This is a genomic window from Fischerella major NIES-592, from assembly GCF_001904645.1.
Taxonomy (GTDB): Bacteria; Cyanobacteriota; Cyanobacteriia; order Cyanobacteriales; family Nostocaceae; genus Fischerella; species Fischerella thermalis.
On the sequence record NZ_MRCA01000006.1, the window covers coordinates 133928 to 157083 of the forward strand.

20 protein-coding genes and 1 pseudogene are annotated in these 23156 nt (G+C 40.9%); 10 read left to right on the forward strand and 11 right to left on the reverse strand.

The genetic code is table 11. From position 1 onward, the window contains the following. Positions 1 to 289 precede the first annotated feature (289 nt). A pseudogene (locus NIES592_RS13180) lies at positions 290 to 508 on the forward strand (PadR family transcriptional regulator); the annotation flags it as partial. 41 nt (positions 509 to 549) lie between these two features. Here the strand turns inward: NIES592_RS13180 and NIES592_RS13185 are convergent. The 4 genes from NIES592_RS13185 to NIES592_RS13195 all read right to left on the reverse strand — a co-directional run bounded on the left by NIES592_RS13185 (position 550) and on the right by NIES592_RS13195 (position 3877). Beyond that, positions 550 to 1521, reverse strand: coding sequence for a threo-3-hydroxy-L-aspartate ammonia-lyase (locus tag NIES592_RS13185; protein ID WP_073555974.1), 972 nt, complete (start codon positions 1519 to 1521; stop codon positions 550 to 552). A 296-nt stretch (positions 1522 to 1817) separates the two neighbouring features. Then, complete coding sequence (locus tag NIES592_RS25190; protein WP_178379537.1) at positions 1818 to 1988, reverse strand: hypothetical protein; 171 nt, start codon at positions 1986 to 1988, stop codon at positions 1818 to 1820. A gap of 255 nt (positions 1989 to 2243) precedes the next feature. After that, positions 2244 to 2666, reverse strand: coding sequence for a bis(5'-nucleosyl)-tetraphosphatase (locus NIES592_RS13190; RefSeq protein WP_073555975.1), 423 nt, complete (start codon positions 2664 to 2666; stop codon positions 2244 to 2246). A gap of 8 nt (positions 2667 to 2674) precedes the next feature. Continuing rightward, on the reverse strand, positions 2675 to 3877 hold the full coding sequence (locus tag NIES592_RS13195; RefSeq protein WP_073555976.1) for an AAA family ATPase: 1203 nt from the start codon (positions 3875 to 3877) through the stop codon (positions 2675 to 2677). A gap of 1153 nt (positions 3878 to 5030) precedes the next feature. Between NIES592_RS13195 and minD the strand changes: the two genes are divergently transcribed. Beyond that, positions 5031 to 5861: a septum site-determining protein MinD gene (gene minD / locus NIES592_RS13205; protein WP_073555977.1), complete on the forward strand. Its 831-nt coding sequence runs from the start codon at positions 5031 to 5033 to the stop codon at positions 5859 to 5861. Between the two features lie 292 nt (positions 5862 to 6153). Then, on the forward strand, positions 6154 to 7320 hold the full coding sequence (locus NIES592_RS13210) for a DUF7453 family protein (protein ID WP_062247199.1): 1167 nt from the start codon (positions 6154 to 6156) through the stop codon (positions 7318 to 7320). A gap of 96 nt (positions 7321 to 7416) precedes the next feature. Here the strand turns inward: NIES592_RS13210 and NIES592_RS13215 are convergent, their stop codons facing one another. Both NIES592_RS13215 and NIES592_RS13220 read right to left on the reverse strand, forming a co-directional pair. Continuing rightward, on the reverse strand, positions 7417 to 8406 hold the full coding sequence (locus tag NIES592_RS13215; RefSeq protein ID WP_009454861.1) for an aspartate carbamoyltransferase catalytic subunit: 990 nt from the start codon (positions 8404 to 8406) through the stop codon (positions 7417 to 7419). Positions 8407 to 8783: 377 nt separating this feature from the next. Beyond that, the gene (locus NIES592_RS13220; RefSeq protein ID WP_073555978.1) at positions 8784 to 10262 is read right to left on the reverse strand and encodes an amidase; all 1479 of its coding nucleotides are present in this window, start codon (positions 10260 to 10262) and stop codon (positions 8784 to 8786) included. 84 nt (positions 10263 to 10346) lie between these two features. On the opposite strand from NIES592_RS13220, the gene NIES592_RS13225 reads away from it, so the two are divergent. The 3 genes from NIES592_RS13225 to rbsK all read left to right on the forward strand — a co-directional run bounded on the left by NIES592_RS13225 (position 10347) and on the right by rbsK (position 12666). After that, positions 10347 to 10934, forward strand: coding sequence for a TetR/AcrR family transcriptional regulator (locus NIES592_RS13225; RefSeq protein WP_062247202.1), 588 nt, complete (start codon positions 10347 to 10349; stop codon positions 10932 to 10934). Positions 10935 to 11311: 377 nt separating this feature from the next. Continuing rightward, positions 11312 to 11641, forward strand: coding sequence for a hypothetical protein (locus NIES592_RS25195; RefSeq protein ID WP_178379538.1), 330 nt, complete (start codon positions 11312 to 11314; stop codon positions 11639 to 11641). A 98-nt stretch (positions 11642 to 11739) separates the two neighbouring features. Then, positions 11740 to 12666, forward strand: coding sequence for a ribokinase (rbsK, locus tag NIES592_RS13235; protein ID WP_062250600.1), 927 nt, complete (start codon positions 11740 to 11742; stop codon positions 12664 to 12666). Positions 12667 to 12840: 174 nt separating this feature from the next. On the opposite strand, the gene NIES592_RS13240 is transcribed toward rbsK, so the two are convergent. Then, positions 12841 to 13872: a dihydroorotate dehydrogenase-like protein gene (locus tag NIES592_RS13240; RefSeq protein WP_009454853.1), complete on the reverse strand. Its 1032-nt coding sequence runs from the start codon at positions 13870 to 13872 to the stop codon at positions 12841 to 12843. Between the two features lie 3 nt (positions 13873 to 13875). After that, positions 13876 to 17490: a pyruvate:ferredoxin (flavodoxin) oxidoreductase gene (nifJ, locus tag NIES592_RS13245; protein WP_073555979.1), complete on the reverse strand. Its 3615-nt coding sequence runs from the start codon at positions 17488 to 17490 to the stop codon at positions 13876 to 13878. A 74-nt stretch (positions 17491 to 17564) separates the two neighbouring features. On the opposite strand from nifJ, the gene NIES592_RS25200 reads away from it, so the two are divergent. Both NIES592_RS25200 and NIES592_RS13250 read left to right on the forward strand, forming a co-directional pair. Then, positions 17565 to 17705 carry a hypothetical protein gene (locus tag NIES592_RS25200; RefSeq protein WP_178379545.1) on the forward strand — a complete coding sequence of 47 codons (141 nt, stop codon included), beginning with the start codon at positions 17565 to 17567 and terminating at the stop codon, positions 17703 to 17705. Positions 17706 to 18055: 350 nt separating this feature from the next. Further along, complete coding sequence (locus NIES592_RS13250) at positions 18056 to 18451, forward strand: hypothetical protein (RefSeq protein ID WP_062247206.1); 396 nt, start codon at positions 18056 to 18058, stop codon at positions 18449 to 18451. Positions 18452 to 18658: 207 nt separating this feature from the next. Here NIES592_RS13250 and NIES592_RS13255 read toward each other — a convergent pair whose 3' ends face one another. From NIES592_RS13255 to NIES592_RS13265, 3 genes are all read right to left on the reverse strand, one after another. After that, positions 18659 to 18838, reverse strand: coding sequence for a hypothetical protein (locus NIES592_RS13255; RefSeq protein ID WP_062247207.1), 180 nt, complete (start codon positions 18836 to 18838; stop codon positions 18659 to 18661). A gap of 42 nt (positions 18839 to 18880) precedes the next feature. Then, the gene (locus tag NIES592_RS13260) at positions 18881 to 19141 is read right to left on the reverse strand and encodes a hypothetical protein (protein WP_073555980.1); all 261 of its coding nucleotides are present in this window, start codon (positions 19139 to 19141) and stop codon (positions 18881 to 18883) included. A 367-nt stretch (positions 19142 to 19508) separates the two neighbouring features. After that, positions 19509 to 20621, reverse strand: coding sequence for a ferrochelatase (locus tag NIES592_RS13265; RefSeq protein WP_073555981.1), 1113 nt, complete (start codon positions 20619 to 20621; stop codon positions 19509 to 19511). 331 nt (positions 20622 to 20952) lie between these two features. Here NIES592_RS13265 and NIES592_RS13270 point away from each other — a divergent pair, with 331 nt between their 5' ends. Together NIES592_RS13270 and NIES592_RS13275 are read left to right on the forward strand one after the other, a co-directional pair. Next, positions 20953 to 21525, forward strand: coding sequence for a hypothetical protein (locus NIES592_RS13270; RefSeq protein ID WP_073555982.1), 573 nt, complete (start codon positions 20953 to 20955; stop codon positions 21523 to 21525). Positions 21526 to 21790: 265 nt separating this feature from the next. Continuing rightward, entirely contained in the window at positions 21791 to 23053 is a 1263-nt protein-coding gene (locus NIES592_RS13275; RefSeq protein ID WP_062247210.1) for an MFS transporter, read from the forward strand. Positions 23054 to 23156: the final 103 nt, after the last annotated feature.

Below are 23156 nucleotides of genomic sequence, written 5' to 3' on the forward strand. Positions count from 1 at the left end.
GTTAGTTGAGTGGTACGCCAGCAATTAGCAACAAATTCAATGGTGATTTCGCATCTGAATAAATTGGCGATCGCCACTTCCTCACCTTCCAATTCAATGTTGTAAAAAGTAAACGGCAAAAGCTGGTAGTTTGTTCAATCCACAACCAGATATTTACGGTTTTTGTTAAGTTGCGCCGTCATCAAGATAACCGTGCTGGATAACTCTTATATATGATTAGTCTTATATTAGCATCCATATCAGAAATGACAGATAGAGCTTCAACTACTTTATTTTCGGAAAACCGTCTATGTCGCTAGCATATGCAATAATGGGTCTGCTTCAGCAAGAACAGAGGACAGGCTACGAACTGAAAACAAACTGCTTCGATCAATATCTTGTTCACTTGTGGCCAGCAGACCAAGCACAGATTTACAGAACCCTTGATAAACTACTGAAACACGGTTGGATTACTTGTAATATTGAGATTCAATGCGATCGCCCTAATCGTAAAGTCTATAGTGTGACGGTAGTCATAATAATAACTGAAATACGTAAAATATTAATATTTTAGGATGAAGAAAACAATTGAACTACTTGTGACAAATCTACATTTCCACCGCTAATAATCACACCAATCTTCGCGTCAGGTTCACTAATTACACCTTCTAATAAAGCAGCAGCAGCTAATACTCCAGTGGGTTCTACAACTATTTTTAAGCGTTCCCATAAAAAGAACATAGTCCTAACAATTGCTTCCTCAGAAACTGTCACCATGTCATCGACGTAATTTAATACGAGAGGAAACGTAATTTTACTTAAACTGGGAGTCCGCGCACCGTCAGCAATAGTATCAGGATTATTGATAGTGTGGAGGGTTTTAGTGTGAAAAGAACGGGTAGCATCGTCAGCGCGTTCTGGTTCTACACCGATGACTTTACAATTGGGTGAAAGTGCTTTAGCTGCGATCGCACTTCCAGAAAGTAAGCCGCCACCACCACAACACACTAACAGTAAATCTAATCCACCAACTTCCTCTATGAGTTCTTTCGCTGCTGTCCCCTGTCCCGCGACTATGTGGGGATGGTCGTAGGGAGGGATAATTGTTAGACCCCTATCTAGTGCTAAAGTTTGGGTTAACTCTTCCCTATGTGTTTCGCTACGGTCATATAAAATTACCTCTGCACCATAACCACGAGTTGCTGATTGTTTGACAGTGGGGGCATCGTCTGGCATGACTATAGTTGTGGGGATGTTGAGCAAACTTCCAGCCAAGGCGATCGCTTGAGCATGATTCCCTGATGAAAATGTGATCACACCTTTTTGTTTTTGATCTGCTGATAACTGCAAAAGTGCATTGTATGCACCGCGAAATTTAAAAGAACCTGTGCGTTGAAAGTTTTCGCATTTGAAAAAAACTTGACTATTTGTGTGTTGATTGACAGTTGTTGAAGTAATAATTGGCGTACGGTGAGCAATACGGTCAAGATGCTTCGCAGCCGTTTCGATATCGACAAACGTAACAGAATGAAACTGTAACATAACACCTGTATGAGTAGACCTGTTATAAACCAAGCTATGGCAAAAATTAGGTTTTGAACCTCGACCACCGATACACACCGATAAACACCGATGATTTATCTGTGTACATCGCCTTGCACTGTGTTCGTTTTTTCTAAAACAATTCACTAAACACTAGCCTCAATGTTATAAACCAAGCCGTGGCAAAAATTAGGATTTGAAAATCGACCACCGATAAACACCGATAAACACCGATAATTTATCTGTGTGCATCGCCTTGCACTGTGTTCGTTTTTTCTAAAACAATTCACTCAACACTAGCCTTCTTCTAGCATTGCTTTGCTGGGATATAGTGCAGCTAATTCCTGACTGACATGATAAGCGATCGCGTTATTAGGCAGTCTCAGTGCTTCTGAAATTAGTTGTTGTATTTTCACGATGATTTCAATTCCTTTCAACCGATAACTTGTATCATTTCCAAAAACCATGAGTCTACTTTAGTAGACTTCAGCTACTAGCCCCAAATTTATTTAAGGGTAGGATATTGAATTTCAGCTTTGAACCAAATAAATTTAGGACTTATCCAAGAACTCTCCCAAACTCTTATTCCTTTGTGTTATTTGCGTTCTTTGCGGTTCATTTTTTCATGATTTTGCTAAGTTATGAAATTATTTTATTAAGATTCAAAAACGTAATTTTCTAAATAACTACTACAACGTTTTAAGATTCAATTCCCGAAATTTTTACAGCTTCAACAGATATTTTTCCAACTCCTGCAACAATGGATCAATAGTTTTTCGCTGAATCGTATGTGGCGGTTTCCATTCTACCCACACATAGCCACTATGTTCACTGGTTTTAATCAGAACTTCGTTCTTTAACCATGCTAAAAATATGACAACTTTTTTCTCTGCTTTTTTGTTTTGAGTCCGCTTAGATTTAACTAAATAAGTGACATGAAACTGGAATTTATGATCTAATTCAATATCATTAATTCCAATTCCAGTTTCTTCAAATAATTCGCGTAAAGCACAACTGATTTCATCTTCACCTGTTTCTATATGACCTTTTGGTAGATCATAACGGTTGGGTTTTAACAGGAGTAAAAAACTCATTTGTGGTTGCGATCGCATTACAAGCACACCACAAGATTTGATTTTACGCATTCTCCAATTTAAATAAATAAATGAGTAAATTCATACATCAAATCTACCCTACCTTTACGCAACATAGCGGGATCTAGTCTTTCTGTGGTGTTGCAAGTCATCAGTACTACCAACCTTTGTTGCATTTGCATACCAGAATCCTCAACAACACTTTGATACAAAGTGCCATCTAGCAAGCTTAAAATATGTTCAGTCTTATTGCTATGCTGTGCGACTTCGCTAGCTCGGTCTTGAGCTAAATTGTCTGCCTCATTAATAATAATACAGATTCGCTCTAAATAAGTAGGTGGTACAAAATTAGCGATCGCATCATGATCCAAAATAAAAATCACAAACCCAAGTGATACCAAAATTTCTTTTGCTACTGCTTGTGTCCATGCAGTTTTACCTGTTCCTGGTTTACCATGTACTAAAACTGCTAATTGATTTTGATTTAGAACCGCCTGTTGAACTATATCGGTAAAGTGTTGAATATCTTCTGGAAAACTGCGAATCATAAATTGACTCTGCACTTTACCTACACGACTTTGATATCCACTCAACATGATTGCTAAATCATAAGTTGCTTTGTTAATTAATGGAGATAAGTTTTTTGCCATTAAACTATAATGCCGCCGTCCCCGATCATAGGGGTCAATTTGTAACCATACATCATCTTTTGACCAATATGCATAAACAGTATTGATCACATCGATTCGTTCCCAATTTAAAAATTTTTCAACGGGAAAATAAAAATTTCTTTCTAAATAATATTGAGTGATTACATCAGGGCGTCCTAATAATGTTAAAACCCGCATCACGGTAATTTCTTGTAGTCGATTCAGGACATAATCGATGGGAATACTGTTACGACTAACAAATTGCGTAATGGGTGTATCTGTATTTAAAACATCCTTATAACGGTAATCAGGTGTCAGTGGATCTGGTGTGATATAGTTCCAAAATTTCTCAACTTCGTAGCGCGTATTTTCGGAAACAATATTTAATAAATTTGCCCACCAAGCATAGTTATTGCGTCCCAAAGTTTCCGCAATGCTACTTGCTAAATTCAGACTTTTTTGAGTTAACTCCTGTGTATCATGCAACATCAGTTGACCTAAAAATTTCCAGTCAAATTCCCGATGAAAAGGTCGCCAACCACTAGCCAACAAACTTTGACGGTTGTTATTAACAGGAGAACCTTCATGCTGTCCGAAATAATCAAATTCCATATTTTATCAGTTATCAGTTATTCACTAATTTAATGGAGTGATCCTTGTAAACATATAAATTTACTTTTTAAGTAAAATAAACACTCGCGTGTAAGTCGTCAGAGCAAAGCGTCTATCGCATGGAAAAAACTCCACTGGTGAGTTATGACACACTCTCTTAAGGATAGCTACTTTTAAGCTAACCTCCCAGATTCTCAGTAATTTCCGTGCGTCTACGCAGCCGCCGCTTTTGAGTGACGGTACATTTCCTCTCGTACTATGTATGTAAGCTCTGAACTGTTGGGACACGCAAGCGCTGAATTTGAGATAAATTTTTTAAATTAGTAAAAATAATTTCGCTTGTTAATCATCCAAGATAAGTTTTACCAACGGTAACTATGATAGAGGCTGCAATTCATAATAGCCACATCCGCAGTAATCATAATGTAATAAATTATAATACACGGTTGATAACTGTGTCAGCTTACTCAATTTAAATTTCTGATAGAAATTGGCGCCTGATGTGAATTGAATATGGAGATCCAATATTCCTTGGGCCTGGTAAAAAACATTTTTTAGAAATCGACCACCGATACACACCGATAAACACAGATAACACAGATGGATCTTTCATGGGTGGTTGGGTGGTCATTGGTTTGTTGAGTATTTCCCATGATCTATTAGCGCCTTTGTTAATTCACATTAGACGTAATTGAGGATTGTGGATTAAGTAAGGTGCAATTTATTTATTAACCTCACTCCCTCTCCGCGAGTTTGGAGAAAGGAGTGAGGTTATGTATTTTATTTAATCGCGTTCCTGAGCAGACTGTATTAATGCCCAAAATCGCAGCTTTCTGTGAGGATGGCATTTAATATTACAAGCAAGAGACTTGGAGGTATGCGATCGCATCCAGCAAAGTGATGTGTAAGATACCCCTGGTAGTAAATCTAGCTTTTAACCATTGATAAAGTTCAAATGTCGTCAAAATTACAGAAAGATAGATTAAATACGGAAATTTTCCTTATTTAACACAATCTTATAAGTAATTACACGTCAGTAATTCTTCCTTACAAACTTTTACAAGTGATAATTTTGCTCCGGTTAATGTTTAAGTTTTTGGTAGAGATGATTAACGGGGTGCTAGCCCTATGTCCTAAATAGAGCTTTTCTATCATGACTCGGATTATTGTCATTACTTCCGGCAAAGGCGGTGTGGGTAAAACCACCATTACAGCCAACTTGGGCATAGCTTTAGCCAAGATGGGTTATCAGGTAGCATTAGTTGATGCTGATTTTGAATTGAGAAATTTAGATTTGCTGCTGGGATTAGAAAAACGAGTAATCTACTCATTATTTGATGTTCTAGCCCAGGAATGCCGCTTAGAACAAGCTTTGATCAAAGATAAACGTCAGCCAGGTTTAGTACTTTTACCAGCAGGCAAAAAACGTAACAAAGAATCAGTCACTCCAGAACAGATCAAATCATTGTTGAACGACTTGGCACAGAAGTATCAATATGTACTTATAGATAGTCCAGCAGGTATTGATACAGGGTTTCAAAATGCGATCGCAGCTGCGACTGAAGCGTTAGTTGTGACTACACCAGAAATTTCCGCAGTACGTGATGCTAACCGTGTAATTTCCTTACTAGAAGCAGAAAAGATTAAGCCTATTCAGTTAATTATTAACCGTGTGAGACCCAGGATGGTACGTGATTTGAATATGATGTCACCAGAAGATGTCCAAGAACTTCTAGCAATTCCACTCATCGGGTCGATTTGTGAAGATGAACGTGTTATCGTTTCTACCAATCATGGTGATCCTTTAGTATTAGGAAAAAACAAATCACCTGCTGTAGTTGCTTTTAATCAAATTGCTCATAGTTTAGGAGGCGAAAAGGTCAACAAATCTCTTGATGTTGACTTATCTAATGACAGAATCTTAGATAGAGGTTCTACAATCGATCCAACTACTGACTTTATAAGTTTATATCCCTATTTTTAAATCGCTGGAATACTTATATTGTCCCTGAGGCTGGTCATAGGTAATTGGTAATTGGTTTTTCCCATTACTGATTACCTATCTTCATAGGTAGCGAACCTGAGAACAATCCATCTTTTATCACCTAATAGCATTGGTGAAGCAGTTTTGGCTGTTACCTTGTTTGGCAAGTAATAACACGCAAGAAAGCAGTTGGATTATTAATTAATTTGTAATTTTCTCCTATTTTATACCAGTATTATTAATATGGAAACTGGCAATAATTTTACTCAGTATATTGAAAACAACATAAACTATGGCTGCAATCAAACAATTTTTAGCGGCAACGGCAATTAGTATTTCTACGAGCTTACTGGCCATGGGTGAAGCTACGGCTTTCACTTTCACTAAAATTGCTGACACCAATGATGCATTTACTACATTTGGATTCAACCCTACGATCAATAATGATGGCACTGTGGTTTTCTCCGCAAACTCAGATGCGGTGGGCAGCGGCATCTTCACTAGTAATGGTGAGACAACCTCCACCATCACTGACACTAATGGGTCGTTTAGCTTGTTTGGGGAGAGACCTGTAATTAATGATCTAGGCACTGTAGCTTTTTTTGCCAATCTTGATACTGTAGGTAGTGGTATTTTTACTGTTAGCAACGGAGTAACAACCACCATAGCTGAGAGCAATCAGCCTAGAGGTGCGTTTGGTCTTCCTGTAATCAATAACAAATCTGCTGTTGCATATTTGTCTCAGGTAGAGAATGGTTCTGCCATCTTCCTCAGTATTGATGGCTCAACAACTTCTATTGTTGATACCAATGATTCTTTCAGTGACTTTGATGGGTATGCGATTAATGACGCAAATACCATTGCCTTTTCAGCTAGGTTAGATACAGGAGAACGTGGTATTTTCACAATTACTTCAGATGGAGTAACCTTCCCTATTGCCGACACAACTAGTAAATTTAGTTTTGTTTTTCCTCCTGCTATCAACAATCCAGGAACCGTGGCATTTAAGGGAATTCTTAAGGAAGGCACAGAAGGCATATTTACAGTTAATAATGGAACAATAACAACTATCGCCGACAACAGCAATGCTTTTAGCTTTTTTGAGAATCCTGCCATCAATGATGTAGGAACGGTAGCATTCAAAGGTGTACTTAAAGACGGTGGCTTGGGTATTTATACTGGGCCAGATCCAGTAGCTGATAAGGTGATTGCCGCAGGTGATACTTTGTTGAGTTCGACAGTAACAAATATTTATTTTTCCAATAAGGGATTAAATAACAGCAATCAGATAGTATTCTATGCAATACTTGCTGATGGCACTGGTGGCATTTTCCGTGCCGATCCGGAGTCTGAGCCTCCAACCTGTATTCCCGAAGCCACTCCAATACTAGGTTTACTGACAGTAGGTGTTGTGGGTACAACTTTAGGAGTCGTAAAGCGTAAATCCCCCGTCATCTGATTTTGGATTTTGGATTTTAGATTTTAGATTTTGGATTAACCCCACAGATACATCACAGATACATCTGAAGGCTTGTACTGTGTTCATAATGCTTGGTTAAGCCCTACTAGTCCCAATCAAATACAGCAAAGCCATACGTACAGCAACACCACTTGTAACTTGAGTCTGAATCAAACTAAATTCCTGATCATCCATTAAGTCGGAGCTAATTTCAACACCACGGTTTACTGGCCCTGGGTGCAAAACTTTAACATTAGGTTTGCACAACTGTAGTTTTGAGCGTGTGATCCCAAACATTTGATGATATTCCCGCAAAGAAGGCAACAAATGTGCAGTCATGCGTTCCTTTTGCAACCGCAGTGTCATCACAAAATCAGCATCTTTGAGAGCTGGTTCTAATTGCCAGTGGACAAAAAGCTTACCTGGTCTGTCTTTGCCGAAATCTGCAAATAATTTTGGTAATAAAGTCGGTGGTGCTGCCAAATGCAATTCTGCGCCACTAGCGCTGATACTCCAAATATTCGATCGCGCTACACGGGAATGAAGAATATCCCCAACAATAGCAATCTTTTTATCCTTGAGAAGTTCGAGACGAGGGTAATCTGGATCAAGCAGAGTACAGATTGTAAATAAATCTAACAGACCTTGAGAAGGATGTTCATGTTGACCATCACCAGCGTTGAGGACGCTAACTCGTACACCGAGACGATCCATTTCTTGGGCGATCGCATTGGGTACTCCTGCTTCCTTATGGCGAATCACCATAATATCAGTTCCCATCGCCAAATAAGTCTTGGCTGTATCTAGGATAGTCTCTCCTTTTGTCATCGAAGAAGAGGCTGAGGCAAAGTTAAGCGTATCTGCCGAAAGACGTTTTGCAGCAAGTTCAAAACTGCTACGAGTACGCGTCGAAGGTTCAAAAAATAAATTTGCCACCACCTGTCCCTGCAAAGTAGGCACTTTCTTGGTTCGCCTTGATAGTACCTCCCGAAAACTGGCGGCGGTTTGCAGTACAGTGTCGTATTCAGCTGAGGTGAAATCAGCTAAAGAGAGAACATGATGACGAGTCCAATCAGTTGTAGGCATAAGACAAGGCAGACAAATAATCAATTATCAGTTATCAAATTAAACTGGTCACTGTTCACTGTTAACTGATTCATGCCCGATCCCTATTCACTGAAACAAAATGTAACATATTTGATACAAAACACCATGTAAAACATTAAAGGGCTTCCTCAAATATTTTAGTAAATTTGAGATAGTGTTCCCTAGCTTGAATAAACATGCAATTTAATGACCTCCTGCTTAGTGAACCATCAACTGAGGCGGCAATTGACCAAAATCCACTGATTGTCGCACCTGAAACTTTACCAAAGTAACCTGCTGCGAATGCTCGATCCGATCCAAATGCATGGAATTGTTGAGACATTACAAAGAACGGTTGAGAAGTTGAAAGATACTGTTCAATAACCAGCCGGACGGCGGAAATCACCAACCACTTGGTTAATCTCCTGGGCGATCGCTAGTAATTCCATTTCTCGCCAACGTTTACCGACAATTTGCATTCCAATTGGTACACCGTTTTTGCTTTGTCCAATCGGAATCACCACAGCAGGATGTCCACTAAGATTAAAAGGCATGGTGTAAGCCCCGTTTGCTACTGCATGGGGATAGGATTTACCATCAATGTCAACAGCACTCCAAGCTGGACGATGGGTAAAGGCATAGGTTGCAGCAACTGGAGTCAGCCATACATCCCACGGTTCTAATGCCTCATCGATCTGAGTGATGAAGCGATCGCGTTCTGTTAATGTTTCAAAATATCCTTTCAGGCTAGGATTTAACAACTCAGGCAGTAAGCGGCTAAAATCCCCCAATTTTCGTAGTGATTTGTCGCCTTGGGTTGCAGTGCGGAAGATCTGCTGCAAACTGCGGCGCACGTTATATTTATCTACTGGTTGAGCATAGATGTTGAGGTAAGCCGCCATCCGTCCGTAGAGATTCAGTATTTTTGCAAGATCAAAGCCTTGGGGATGCCAGCGTTCGATTTGGACACCGACTTGAGAAAGAGTTTGCGCGATCGCACTCATCGCAGCTCGAATTTCGCCAGCAACGGGAACTTCTGCCCATTCATCGATCCAAGCAATTTTGAGATTCTGTAAAGGCTTCCCAGAGGGGGTATCGAGGGGTACAGGTGGGACATCAGGACGCCGAAGATCAGCGCCTGCAATTAACGCAAAGCATAATCGGAGATCTTCGAGCGATCGCGCAAAACAACCCACTGTCATCATTTGCCGAATACATAACGGCATTCCAGGTACTTCAGGGATTTGTCCTGCACCAGAAATGCGTCGATCTGTAGGTTTCAAAGCATACACACCACAGAAGTGAGCAGGTTGACGCACTGAACCCGCAATATCGTTGCCTAAGTCCAAAGGTGATAGTCCTGCTGCAACAGCTGCGGCACTCCCCCCAGAACTACCACCAGGAGTATAGTCCAGATTCCAAGGATTATTCACTCGTGGAAACAGGGAATTTGTGCTTTGGTAATCGCCGGCTAATTCAGCCATATTTGTTTTGCCCAGGATGACAGATCCTGCTGTCCGCAGCCTTGCAACCGCGGTTGCATCTTGTTTAGGTATATAGTCTTTCAGGGGAATATAGCCTGCGGTGGTACGTAGTCCTACTGTTTCAAAACTGTCTTTAATCGTAATTGGCACACCGTGCAAAATACCCCAGTTTTCACCTCGTGCTAAGGCCTCATCGGCAAGTTTGGCTCTTTGCCGAGCGCGGTCTTCATCTAAAGTACAGATAGCATTGAGTTGAGAGTTGTGTTTAGCGATTTGCCCTAAATGAGCATCCACCACTTCCAGCGATGAAACAACGCGATCGCGAATCATCTGAGCAAGCTCATAGGCAGGAGTAAAGATTAGATCGCTCATAATTACTCGTGGGGTAAAAAATAACCAAGATAAAATTAATTATATTAACTAAAAGTTAATTACATTAACTAATAACTTCTTCCTATGGGTCGTCCCACAAAAGAAAATACTCTGACGCGTAAAGATGTCATAGAAGCTGCGATCGCTTGCCTTGATCGAGAGGGAGAATCTGCCCTTGGTGTAAATCGAGTCGCGCGAGAATTGGGCATTAAGCCACCCGCAATTTATAAACATCTAGATGGCAATGCAGGCTTACGTAAAGCTGTTGTGATCGCCATTTGGCAAAAATTTTTTGCTTATTACAAGCAGCAAACTGCGGGAGTAAGTGAACCTCGGGCGCTGCTGATAGCAGGCGGACACGCAACCCGTGACTTTGCGCGATCGCATCCAGCGCTTTACAGAACAATGATGCAAGTGCAACTGCAACCCGATGATCCAGAAGCCGCACCTATTATTCAAGAAGCACTCGGTTTTTTCAGAATTGGGCTAGAATCTTACGGCTTCAGTGAAAATCAATTAATAGATGTCATGCGAATGGTAAATGCTGCGGTTTCCGGTTTTATTGCTGTCGAACAAGCTGGATTACTAACACTAAACCGTTCCACTGATGCCAGTTTTGCAGTCATGCTTGATGCCCTATTTGTTGCGATTGAATATATCAGGGCAAGTTAATAGAGAAATTTAAGTAAATACCGATTAGTAAAAAAAATCGGTAATGAAATTATCTTAGAAAAGTACGTGTAACAAAGCGATCGCATACTTGCAAGTGAGAAATATTTCACAAATATCAATAGTGCGATATATAGTTTTTTAGATAAGCTTTGCACTTAAATTTGAGTATTAAAAACTACTATAAACAAAATAAAAAATAAAGTTTTTGCTTTATATATGCTTTTAGTTACAGCAATATTCCTGTAGTTGAGGATAACTTTAATACTCTAGAGTAAACTTATTTTCTTAGACAGTAGTAGTTAAGTATCGGAAATTATTTAGTTTACAGATGTTACTTACATGATAAATATACAAGCAATCAACTTAAGATTTGATTTATGGCATACCAAAATCAACAATCTAATCAACCAACACAAGCAACAACAGGAAATAGAGGTAACGGTGTAAGTACATTTCTGTCCAGTACAGCAGTGCTACTTTCTACCTTGGCTCTGGTGTGCGGTGGTTATGCAACTTACCAAGTTCTCACACTACAAAAAACGCTGGATGCTTTAGATACCAAAATTAGTGGTGCGATCGCTCCCAGTCAAATCAATAATACTCCTGCTGCCAATACCAACCAAACATCTACACCAGCACCTGAAGTATCTTCATCTCCCGATGTCACAGCACAACCAATGTACCAATTTCCAATTAAAATTAGCTAAATCCAGTAGGTAATGGGTAATTGGTAATTGGTAATTAAGATACTGATGATGTTCCTATGCCCAATGCCCAACGCCTAACAACGAAGCATTATTTTGATATGACAGTTATCGTCTTCGGTAGTATCAATCTAGATTTGGTTGCAACTGCACCTCGTTTACCACTTCCAGGGGAAACACTGTTAGGACATGATTTTTTGAAAGTCCCTGGGGGTAAAGGTGCAAATCAAGCGGTAGCATTAGCACGACTAGGAATTCCTACGCAAATGGTGGGACGTGTGGGCGCACAAAGTTTTAGTGCAGAACTGATTGAGAGTTTGCAGGCTGCTGGTGTACAAACTGAAAATGTGTTGGTAGACGAAACTGTCAGTTCTGGTGTTGCGATCATTATCATCGACGATACAGGTCAAAATCAAATAGTTGTGATTCCCGGTGCAAATGGATGTGTGAATCAAGAAGATGTAACCAGAATGTCGCGTCTATTGCCAGAAAGTTCTGCACTTCTTTTACAATTAGAGATTCCTCTATCTACGGTAGTTGCAGCAGCACAAACAGCAACAACAGCAGGAGTAACTGTAATTCTTGATCCTGCACCTGCCCAGTCTAATTTACCAAATGAACTATACCCCTTGGTAGATATCATCACCCCTAATGAAGTAGAAGCAGGGCAATTAATGGGTTTTCCCGTCGATGGACAAGAGTCAGCAAAAAAAGCAGCCGAAGCTTTACTAAATAGGGGTGTGAAAAATGCGATCGTGAAATTAGGCGCACAAGGTGTAGTTTGTGCCACATCTGCTGAAACCTTTTTTGTACCTGCATTTCCCGTGAAGGCTGTGGACACAGTTGCAGCCGGAGATGCATTTAATGGTGGTTTAGCTGCTGCAATTTCTCAAGGACTTCCTTTACGTCAGGCGATAGTTTGGGGTGCAGCAGCAGGTGCTATAGCAGCAACTAAATTAGGCGCACAAACTTCGCTTCCAGATCGGTTAACGTTTGATACGTTTCTCAAAGACAGGGGAATTAGTTAACTTTGATCAAAGTTTTGTGCCCAACAAGTTCTGCAACACAACTAATAAACCTGTCATAATTTTCTTGGCAGACTGCTAGAATGGATCGAGCGATTAAAAAACGAGTCAAAAGGGATTTATGTCGGTTGTATAGCCTGTTTCTCAGGGCGATCGCAGAGTAATAAAAGGCAACCGCTATCCAAAATAATGAGATGCTTCATAAATTTGCCTCCATTCTGGTTTATAAGATTGAATTGCCCGCATATATTGGGCGCGTTCAAATTCACTTGGGTTAGGACAATGCTTCTGGCTCATACTACCTTGCATCAACTGCACAGATTCATACTCGTGTTCCTTCATCCATTCCCGCAGTTGCTGCTCAATGATTCGGATGTGAGCGATGCCATGTTGTAATAGTACGGAGCACAGCATAGTAATGTTTGCACCCGCCATGAGCATTTTTACTACATCTTCTCCTTTGTGAATACCGCTAGTTGCAGCTAAACTGGCATTAATCCGTCCGTAAAGAATTGCAATCCACCGAAGTGGCAATCGCATCGCCTGTGCTGTGCTTAATAATACATTGGGTTCCACTTCCAATGTTTTGAGGTTAATATCTGGTTGGTAGAAACGGTTGAAGAGTACAAAAGCATCCGCTCCTGCTTCATCCAAGAGCTTAGCCATGTTTCCCATGTTGGTAAAGTAGGGACTAAGCTTAACGGCAACTGGAATTGTCACTGCGGTTTTGACTGCCTTGAGAATATCAATATAAGTTTGCTCGATTTGCTGAGCAGTTAAATCTAGATCTGTAGGAACGTAGTAAATATTCAATTCTAGGGCATCTGCTCCTGCTTGCTGAATTTGCTTGGCATAGCTAGTCCAGCCACCCATAGATGAACCGTTGAGACTGGCAAAAATGGGAATACTTACACTTTCCTTGATTTTACGGATATGCTCAAGATATTCTTCTGGGCCAACCCGAAAGGATGCTGGCTCTGGAAAATAGGTAAGAGATTCTGGATAACTCTCGGTACCTTGAGTGAGATGATGGTGCAGTTCGTAACGCTCTAACCGTAATTGTTCTTCAAACAGCGAATGCATTACCACCGCACCCGCGCCTGCGTCTTCCATCTGTTTAATGTTATCGATGTTCTCAGAAAGAGGAGATGCAGAAGCAACAAGCGGCGATCGCAAATTCAATCCCATGTATGTTGTAGTGATGTCCATAATTCACAACTCTCTTGCAGCCAGATATTGATACATTGAATAGCGATGGTTGACATCCTCTTGGGCTTGTTGCAATAAACGCTTTGCTTGCTCTGGATAGCTCTTTGTCAGCATCTTAAAGCGGTTTTCTAAGTACATGTATTTTTCCACAGGTAGCTTAGGTGTGCGGGAATCTAGTTGCAATGGATTTTCTCCCTGGTTAATCCGCTCAGGGTTAAACCTGTACAGCAGCCAGCGTCCAGAATCAACCGCAGCTTTTTGATTTTGCATTGCCGTACTCATGTTAATACCGTGAGCTATACAATGGCTGTAGGCAATAATTAGTGATGGGCCAGAGTAGGCTTCTGCTTCTAAGAAAGCTTTGAGGGTGTGTTCATCTCTTGCACCCATTGCCACACTAGCAACGTAAACATTACCATAGCTCATGGCAATTAAACCCAGGTCTTTTTTTGCTGCTGATTTACCTGCTGCGGCGAATTTCGCTACTGCACCGCGAGGCGTAGCTTTAGACATCTGTCCGCCTGTGTTGGAGTAGACTTCTGTATCTAATACCAAGATGTTGACATCTCGACCGCTTGCCAAAACGTGGTCTAATCCGCCAAAACCAATGTCATAAGCCCAACCGTCACCGCCAATAATCCAGATGCTCTTTTTCACTAGTAAATCAGCAAGAAATTGAAGATTTTGGATTTTGGATTGTAGAGATGGATCATGATCCGTTTCTAGATTGACCAACAATTCATCCAAACCTTGTTTGAGAATTGCTACTCGCTCACGTTGTTCGTAAATCTCAGCTTCATCTTTTTGTTCTGCATTTAAGATACTCTCAACTAATGCTTCCCCAATTTTAGGTGCTAGCTGTGTAAGTAGTTCACAAGCAAATTCTCTTTGTTTGTCTATTGACACGCGGAAACCCAAACCAAATTCTGCGTTATCTTCAAATAGGGAATTTGACCAAGCAGGACCACGACCTTCGTTATTCTTAGTCCAAGGTGTAGTTGGTAAGTTACCGCCATAAATTGAAGAACAACCCGTAGCATTGGCAACCAAAGCGCGATCGCCAAACAACTGACTCACTAATTTAATGTAAGGAGTTTCGCCACAACCAGCACAAGCGCCAGAAAATTCAAACAACGGTTCTTGCATTTGCTGATGGTTAATATGCGTTAGCTTCAACTTGAGTCTGTTAGGATTGGGGATAGTTAAGAAGAAGTCCCAGTTTTCCCGTTCTTGCTCTCGCAAAGGCGCTTGCGGTTGCATGTTAATTGCCTTCAAACGTGGTTGTGCCTTGTTTTTAGCTGGGCAAACATCGACACATATACCGCAACCTGTACAATCTTCCGTCGCTACTTGAATGGTAAACTTTGATCCTTGCCAGTCATGCTCCCTGGCATCGGTACTCTTAAAGGTTGCAGGTGCATTGTCTAAGTTTTGTGGGTCGTAAACTTTACTCCGAATCACACTATGCGGACAAACCATCACACACTTACCACACTGAACGCAAACATCAGCATCCCATACCGGAATTTCTTGGGCAATATTGCGCTTTTCGTATTTCGCTGTACCTGTGGGATAAGTACCATCTGCGGGTAAGGCACTTACAGGAATCTCATCACCACACCCAGCAATCATCTTGCCTAATACTTCCCGAACAAATTCAGGTGCAGTATCCGGTACAGGTGGAGGTAATTCAATCTTGCTGTCAATAGAGTTGGGAACTGACACCTCATACAAATGTTCTAGCGTTTGGTCAACCGCTCGTAAATTCATTGCGACAATTTCATCACCCTTCTTACCATAGGTTTTTTCTATGGAACGTTTGATTTGGGCGATCGCTTCTTCCCTAGATAAGACACCCGACAGTGCAAAAAAGCATACTTGCATAACTGTGTTGATATGCCCACCCATACCACTTTCACGGGCAACTTTATAGGCATTGATAACGTAGAATTTCAGGTGCTTGTTAATGATTTGCTCTTGCACTATCCTGGGTAAATTCTGCCAAACTTCTGCTTTTGAGTATGGACTGTTGAGTAAGAAAATTCCTCCTGGGACAATATGTTTGAGCATATCAAAACGTTCCAAAAATCCCCATTGATGACAGGCAACAAAATTGGCTTTGTTAATTAAATAGCTGGAACGGATGAGTTGAGAACCAAATCTTAAATGGGAGGTAGTGACAGAACCCGATTTTTTCGAGTCGTAAACAAAATAACCTTGGGCGTAGTTCTCAGTTTCTTCACCAATAATTTTGATAGAGTTCTTATTCGCTCCCACCGTACCATCGGAACCTAAACCGTAAAAAATAGCACGGACAACATTATCTGGTTCAATGGAAAATTCAGGGTCATAGTCGAGGCTGCTATGACTTAAGTCATCATTGATACCCACGGTGAAATGATTTTTCGGTTCAGTGACCGCTAGATTATCAAAGATAGTTTTTACCATCGCGGGAGTAAATTCTTTAGAAGATAGCCCGTAGCGACCACCGATGATTGTTGGAGTGAGGGAAGTGGGGAGAGTGTCAGGAGTGGAAGAATTTTCCTTGTCCTTTACTTTCCACATTTCATAGATAGCTGTGATGACATCTAGATAAAGGGGTTCACCTGCACTTCCTGGTTCTTTGGTACGATCAAGGACTGCGATCGCTTTCACAGTCTTAGGTAAACTTTCAATAAACCGTTTACTATCAAAAGGACGGTACAAGCGCACTTTGACTATACCCACTTTTTCACCACGGGCGTTGAGATAGTCTACTGTTTCATGCACCACCTCACAACCTGAACCCATTAAAACGATGACTCGTTCTGCATCGATCGCACCATGATAATCAAACAGGTGATAGTGTCTGCTTGTCTGTGCGGCAAACTTATTCATACAGGATTGCACAATATCGGGACAAGCAACGTAATAGGGATTGACTGTTTCCCTGGCTTGGAAATAAACATCGGGATTTTGAGCAGTTCCGCGCAGTACTGGGCGATCAGGGGATAGCGCCCTTGTCCGATGTTCCACAATAAAAGTTTCATCAATCAGTGCTTGCAAGTCTGGTGGCGTTAATAATTCAACTTTAGAAATTTCATGGGAAGTGCGGAAGCCATCAAAAAAGTGCAGAAAGGGTATTCTTGACTCTAGGGTTGCAGCTTGAGCAATCAGGGCAAAGTCGTGTGCTTCCTGTACAGAAGCAGAAGAAAGTAAAGCAAAACCCGTCGCCCGAGTTGCCATCACGTCACTATGGTCGCCGAAAATGGACAATGCTTGGGTTGCCAGAGAACGGGAAGCAACATGAAAGACTGTCGGTGTCAGTTCTCCGGCAATCTTGTACATGTTCGGTATCATCAACAATAAGCCTTGGGATGCTGTGAATGTAGTAGTCAGCGCCCCTGTTTGCAATGCGCCGTGAATACTACCAGCTACTCCGGCTTCACTTTGCATTTCGATAATTGTTGGAACCGTACCCCAAAGATTGGGTTTTGCCTCTGCTGTCCAAGCATCTGCCCATTCGCCCATTGGTGTAGAGGGAGTAATTGGATAAATGGCAACAACTTCGTTAAGTTGATAAGCTACTTTTGCAACTGCCTCGTTGCCGTCGATGGTGGCAAATTTTTTTTGTAGCATCATTGTCACCTTTCAATAATCACCAAGTACCTACATGGCTGAACAAATCTTTGGCAGTCAGGGCTTGAGAAATTATGAATGGTTCTCAATTCCTAATCCCAAAATGGTTGTGCGATCACTTTACCTTGAAGTTAAACGATAATTTTGAAGAACTTGTGAGGACTGGCAATCGCCCCTGGCGTGACGACTGCGATCGCTACATCAGGTCAATGTAAAATAAATTGATTTTTTTACTAATTGCGAGAAATCTGGATCTCCCGAATAAAACATAGGAGATAGGGAAATCTCCTTCCTATTCCCTATTTTTTATTCAATGATTGTCAATAACAAATCACAAGAATTTAATCTTATTCCTTTTGGCATAAATCTATTATCTACAAGCAAATCTCTCGACAGAGATATTCTTATATAAAGTTTGCTACATCTATAATATTGGTTCTGTTCGGTAATCAATATTCAAACTTCACTTTCTACCCCAAGAGTAGAGATTTTGACATTATGAATTTGTCAGCTTTATGCAAGTCATTCACAATGCTGTAAATAAATTTCATAAGGGGTTCTCTATATGTATATTCAAGAAAAACTTATACAACATCTCGCGGCTGCAACAAATTTCAATCAGCCTCTTCAAGGTGAAGTAAAAATAGATAATACCCAAGTTGACGGAGGAAACATACCCCATGCAAAAATTATTATTGCTGGAGGATCTTTTGGCTTCATAATAATTTGGATATTATTTTTAGTATTTTTATCCAGAATTAGGAGACTTGCACAAAATAATAAGTTATTTTTCTCTGTTCAACCATCACATAATAAAGTTCCCTGTAGAAACTGTCATTATTTTTCACACAACCATCATCTTAAGTGTGCAGTTCAACCTTCTATAGTTTTGACAGAAGAAGCAATTAATTGCACTGACTATTGCCCTAAACATGAAAAAAATGCCAACAAAAATCACTGACATTATGGGATTTAATGTCATCGTAAATAAGATAGCAATTGGCAATGGGATTATTAGTGCAGATAGCTGGTGCGGGGCTAGTAAATATATCACTTATAGCTCCCTATGAAAAGAATTGAATCTAGCTACCCAAATTGCAGCTAACTAACTTAACTGTTTTCCCCCTTGTCTCCCTAGTCGCCAAATCAGACTTGTAGTGAAACGGTATTAGGGGGTAGTTGGAGTCACCGTTGGAGTTGTTTGTGGAATTCCGGCTGGTGGAGTATCAGCTGGTGGTGGAGTACCGGCTGGTGGTGTAGTTGTTGGAGTTTGTGTAGCAGGCTCACAAGCACTTATAAGTATGCTGATGCCAACAGCTGAAGCTAGAAAAAGTAATTTTTTGTTCATAACTCCTCCTTTAAGAATTGAGAGGATGAGCAAAGAAGCTATTTAGAGGTTTGCTTTATCCTGAGTGATTTGGTCATCCTTTACATCCACCAATAGTAGTAGACGCACTTGGTTAATGCTTTGACCGACTCCGGCTTCAATTTTTGCAGTACTAGCAGACTGAGAAGCAAGTCCAGGTTTTCGAGATTGATTTGAGGGTAATTCGACTCTGGGTAGGGGTGGTAAATACTCTATTGCTCTTTCACACCCATTGCTCAGGAAAGCGATCGCTACCCCTATCAACCAAAATTTTCTAAAATCCAAATCAAACTATGGATAGAGAAATAATAAGATTTCTATTCCTAAACTTGATGAAAAATGTCCGACCCTAATCTTTTTGGCAATCAATTTCTGCATGAAAAACTGATTTCTCAGTCGGCATTTAAAGATGTAATTTAACGGAAAATTAAGCAAATAATTAATCCTGGTGTCACTCAACCCGTGCAAGACACAACTACACCAGAAACTAATCAACAAGATCAAGATGATAATAGCGTACGGGCTTTGTGGTAGATCAAAAGAGTACCCCTGAAGTTGCCATCATTTGGAGAATAGGGAGTTGACAATAAGAGTACTCATTCATACTCAAAATCACAAACCTATACTTGTCAGCCCCCTTTCCCCTGTTAATTTAATGATGGTGATGATGGGCTACTGCTAGTTGTGGGTTAACCGTCGTTGCTTCTTCTGACAACAAATCAGCAATATGAGGATTTGCCCATTGGGCTGCCATTGCTAAGAAGTCTGGGTGATCGTTGACACAAGGCATTTGCACGTAGTTTACCTGAGAATGTTTTTTCTCTAGCGCATGAATAATGTGGTGTACATCTAAGAGAGTTTCGTGGTTTTCTGTGGCAAAGCCAATGGGCATAAACATCACAGCTTTTGCACCCAACTGAATGAGGTTTTTCGCTGCTTGTTCGACATTGGGCTGCGTCCATTCAATCAATGGTGTATCGTGATTTAACCAACCGATGGAAATCAAAGGATAGCGGTTGATTAATTTATCTCGGATCAAGTCGTAGAGTGCTTGACTTTCGGCAATTCCGGAGGTGAAGCCTTTGGCTTTGTGGGGACAACCGTGATTCATCAAGACAATACCAATTTCTGCTGGTAGATAAGCAGCAGCTAAATCGCTAGCTATTTTCTCTTCTACAAGATGCACCATCATATCAATGTAGGCGGCTTCGTTGTAAAAAGAAGGAATGTAGCGTAGCCCTTTTACCCAGTGTTCGCTACCATCAGTCAACTGGGATAAAGCTTTATTGACTTGCTCGATCCCAATTCCACTGGTGAAGATAGAATCAACTACCAACAGTGGGTAAATTAAAAGTTTATCAAAACCTTGATTTTTGATTTCTGCTAAAACCTGATGAGGAAGAAATGGGGCGCAGAAGTTGAAGGCTTTGAAAACTTGGACGCGATCGCCCCACTTCTGCTGTAAATTCTTCTCAATACCAGCACGTTGCTTTTCAAAAATGGCATTGTGGGGAGAAATAAAATCATTGTGTTGGTGGCCCCACTCATGGCGGTCAAATAAAGCCAAAATTCTAGCTAAGGGTGGATAAATCCAAGCTGGTACTGGTGCAAATTTTGCTGTTAGTAAGTGTAATGCTTGTTCGTTATAGTTAGCAAAATCTTCGTAGCTTTCGACTTCGCCATAGCCCATCAGCAACACAGCTACTCGCTGTTGACCTGAGGATTGCTCATGGTTATGTTCTAGTTTTTCCGGTGTGGCAACCACAATTTTATTCCTCTGTTGTTTTTCTTACTTATTAATCTATTATCCTATCCCCCTGGATGGGATATATACAAAACGAAATACATTGATTCAAAATTTCATACCTAAGGATGGCTTAGTAGGGGCGCTTTCAAGAAATAAGTGTCAATGAAAAAATTTCACTCACTGCCAAGGATGAAAAACCTCACCCCGGCTACGCCGGGGTGAGGTAGCTTTGAAATCAGAGGGCTAGGTGCTTTAACCTTTACCTATTGGCACTTAAGTAATTATTGTGATATCTACAACATTTAAATTCATAAATAATTATAATTGGGAAAGCTGTAATTAAATTCATATGACTATAATTGTTTGCCCAGGAATACATGAACAAGAATTAACCGACAAATTTGTCATGGCTTGGAAAGACTCAGTGATTAATAGTGTGCAATCTGCAAATTCAATAAATATACTTATTTATCCAGTAAAATTTTATTCTGCACTATCTGGGTTTCATATTTTACAGTTTTTACATCAAAACTTAGGAGATGGGCTAGAATCGCCAGTTATATTCGTTTGTTTTAGTGCTGGTGTAGTAGGAGCGATCGCAGCGGCATCTTCCTGGCAACTACTAGGGGGTAAAGTCAAGGCTTTTATTGCTATAGATGGATGGGGAGTACCGTTGTGGGGAAATTTTCCTATCCATAGAATGAGCCATGATTACTTCACTCACTGGAGTTCTAAAATACTCGGCAGTGGTGAAAATAATTTTTATGCAGATCCAGCAGTTGATCACCTTGAAATGTGGCGATCGCCCCAAAAGGTTCAGGGTTGGTGGGTAGACTCATCTGTTGGGGAATCACTATCTCAGCAAAGTTTAACTGCGGCGGAATTTTTGCATAGACTATTGGTGCAGTATGAGGAAAATTAATCCGGAAAATATAAGTATTAATCAGGAGTGAGAATTGAAGACAGTAAATCAGGGCAATAGGGGATCAGAGATCGGGGATCGGAGAAGGGGGGCTAGGATAGATTTTTATCTAATTCTCAATTCTCGATTCCTAACACCAGGTGATACCACATGCTACAAGAGTGGAAACGCCAAGGGGGCAGTGGCTCCTCCTTGGCGAACGTAGAGACCCTGAGTTCCCCGATTCCCGATTCCCAATTCCCTATTCCCTATTCCCTAAATACTGATGTTTCCAACTGAACCTGCTGCTGTAAATAAAGGATTTGGCGTCCTGCTAAGAAACCGTGGCTTTATGCTGCTGTGGATTGGGCAGTTATTGTCCCAACTTGCGGATAAAGTTTTCTTTGTTTTAATGATTGCCCTACTAGAAAACTATCCGCCTCCTGCGGGTTTAACAGAAAATTCCATGTACTCAGCTTTAATGGTGGTATTTACAGTCCCAGCAATTTTGTTTGGTTCTGCTGGAGGTGTGTTTGTTGACCGCTTTCCCAAAAAGCTGATTATGGTTGGATCAGATGTAGTACGCGGTCTCTTGACACTGTTAATACCGTTTTTGCCACGAGAGTTTTTGATTCTACTAATACTGACTTTTGCAATCTCCAGTGTGACACAGTTTTTTGCACCCGCAGAACAGGCAGTCATTCCGCTATTGGTAAGGCGAGAAAACTTAATGGCAGCCAATGCTCTGTTTAGCAGCACGATGATGGGTGCTTTAATTGTGGGATTTGCGATCGGCGAGCCGATGTTGAGTTGGGCAAAACATTCACTTGGTCCCGAGTATGGTCAAGAATTGGTAGTGGCGGTATTATACCTGTCTTCTGCTGGGATGATGCAGCCAATTAACTTTAAAGACAACAGAACTATTGGCGATCAAGAAGTCGCAATCCACCCTTGGGCAGACTTCAAACAAGGCTTGCGCTATCTTAAGAGAAATCGCTTGGTGTTAAATGCCATGCTGCAACTAGTGACTTTGTATTGCGTATTTGCAGCCCTAGTAGTATTGGCAATTCAATTAGCAGCAGAATTTGGCTTAAAAGAGAAACAATTTGGCTTTTTCTTGGCAGCAGCAGGTGTGGGGATGGTAATAGGAGCAGCAATTTTGGGTCATTGGGGGGATAAATTTCATCACAAACCCTTACCCTTGATTGGGTTCTTAATGATGGCGGTGGTTTTAGGGACGTTCACTTTTGTCCACAAACTGTCATTGGCCTTAGTACTTTGTGCTGTTTTGGGAATAGGTGCAGCCCTGATTGGTGTGCCAATGCAAACTTTAATTCAACAACAAACCCCACCTTCCATGCTTGGTAAAGTCTTCGGTTTTCAAAATCATGCCATTAACATAGCTCTTTCTGCACCCCTAGCAATCACTGGCCCAATCACTGATGCTTTAGGCTTGCGAACCGTGCTAGTAGGGATGAGTGTGATAGTCGCTGTTATTGGTGTTTGGGCTTGGCAAAATACTCGTAAAGTTTTGCAAGACGTGATATAGGGAATTGGGAAACGGGAATCGGGGACAAGAAAAGGGGACACGGAGGACAAGGGAGAGTTTATCCCAATGCCCAATTCCAAATCATCCCTGTTGCTCCTAATCC

What these genes read in the sequence shown, in the direction of transcription:
- NIES592_RS13225 (WP_062247202.1), top strand. Translation starts at nt 10,347, where the DNA reads ATGGGTCGTCCCACAAAAGAAAATACTCTGACGCGTAAAGATGTCATA.
- NIES592_RS25200 (WP_178379545.1), top strand. Translation starts at nt 17,565, where the DNA reads ATGAATGGTTCTCAATTCCTAATCCCAAAATGGTTGTGCGATCACTTT.
- rbsK (WP_062250600.1), top strand. Translation starts at nt 11,740, where the DNA reads ATGACAGTTATCGTCTTCGGTAGTATCAATCTAGATTTGGTTGCAACT.
- NIES592_RS13190 (WP_073555975.1), bottom strand. Translation starts at nt 2,666, where the DNA reads ATGCGTAAAATCAAATCTTGTGGTGTGCTTGTAATGCGATCGCAACCA.
- NIES592_RS13220 (WP_073555978.1), bottom strand. Translation starts at nt 10,262, where the DNA reads ATGAGCGATCTAATCTTTACTCCTGCCTATGAGCTTGCTCAGATGATT.
- NIES592_RS13240 (WP_009454853.1), bottom strand. Translation starts at nt 13,872, where the DNA reads ATGGACATCACTACAACATACATGGGATTGAATTTGCGATCGCCGCTT.
- NIES592_RS25190 (WP_178379537.1), bottom strand. Translation starts at nt 1,988, where the DNA reads ATGGTTTTTGGAAATGATACAAGTTATCGGTTGAAAGGAATTGAAATC.
- minD (WP_073555977.1), top strand. Translation starts at nt 5,031, where the DNA reads ATGACTCGGATTATTGTCATTACTTCCGGCAAAGGCGGTGTGGGTAAA.
- NIES592_RS13215 (WP_009454861.1), bottom strand. Translation starts at nt 8,406, where the DNA reads ATGCCTACAACTGATTGGACTCGTCATCATGTTCTCTCTTTAGCTGAT.
- nifJ (WP_073555979.1), bottom strand. Translation starts at nt 17,490, where the DNA reads ATGCTACAAAAAAAATTTGCCACCATCGACGGCAACGAGGCAGTTGCA.
- NIES592_RS25195 (WP_178379538.1), top strand. Translation starts at nt 11,312, where the DNA reads ATGGCATACCAAAATCAACAATCTAATCAACCAACACAAGCAACAACA.
- NIES592_RS13250 (WP_062247206.1), top strand. Translation starts at nt 18,056, where the DNA reads ATGTATATTCAAGAAAAACTTATACAACATCTCGCGGCTGCAACAAAT.
- NIES592_RS13195 (WP_073555976.1), bottom strand. Translation starts at nt 3,877, where the DNA reads ATGGAATTTGATTATTTCGGACAGCATGAAGGTTCTCCTGTTAATAAC.
- NIES592_RS13275 (WP_062247210.1), top strand. Translation starts at nt 21,791, where the DNA reads ATGTTTCCAACTGAACCTGCTGCTGTAAATAAAGGATTTGGCGTCCTG.
- NIES592_RS13255 (WP_062247207.1), bottom strand. Translation starts at nt 18,838, where the DNA reads ATGAACAAAAAATTACTTTTTCTAGCTTCAGCTGTTGGCATCAGCATA.
- NIES592_RS13185 (WP_073555974.1), bottom strand. Translation starts at nt 1,521, where the DNA reads ATGTTACAGTTTCATTCTGTTACGTTTGTCGATATCGAAACGGCTGCG.
- NIES592_RS13270 (WP_073555982.1), top strand. Translation starts at nt 20,953, where the DNA reads ATGACTATAATTGTTTGCCCAGGAATACATGAACAAGAATTAACCGAC.
- NIES592_RS13210 (WP_062247199.1), top strand. Translation starts at nt 6,154, where the DNA reads ATGGCTGCAATCAAACAATTTTTAGCGGCAACGGCAATTAGTATTTCT.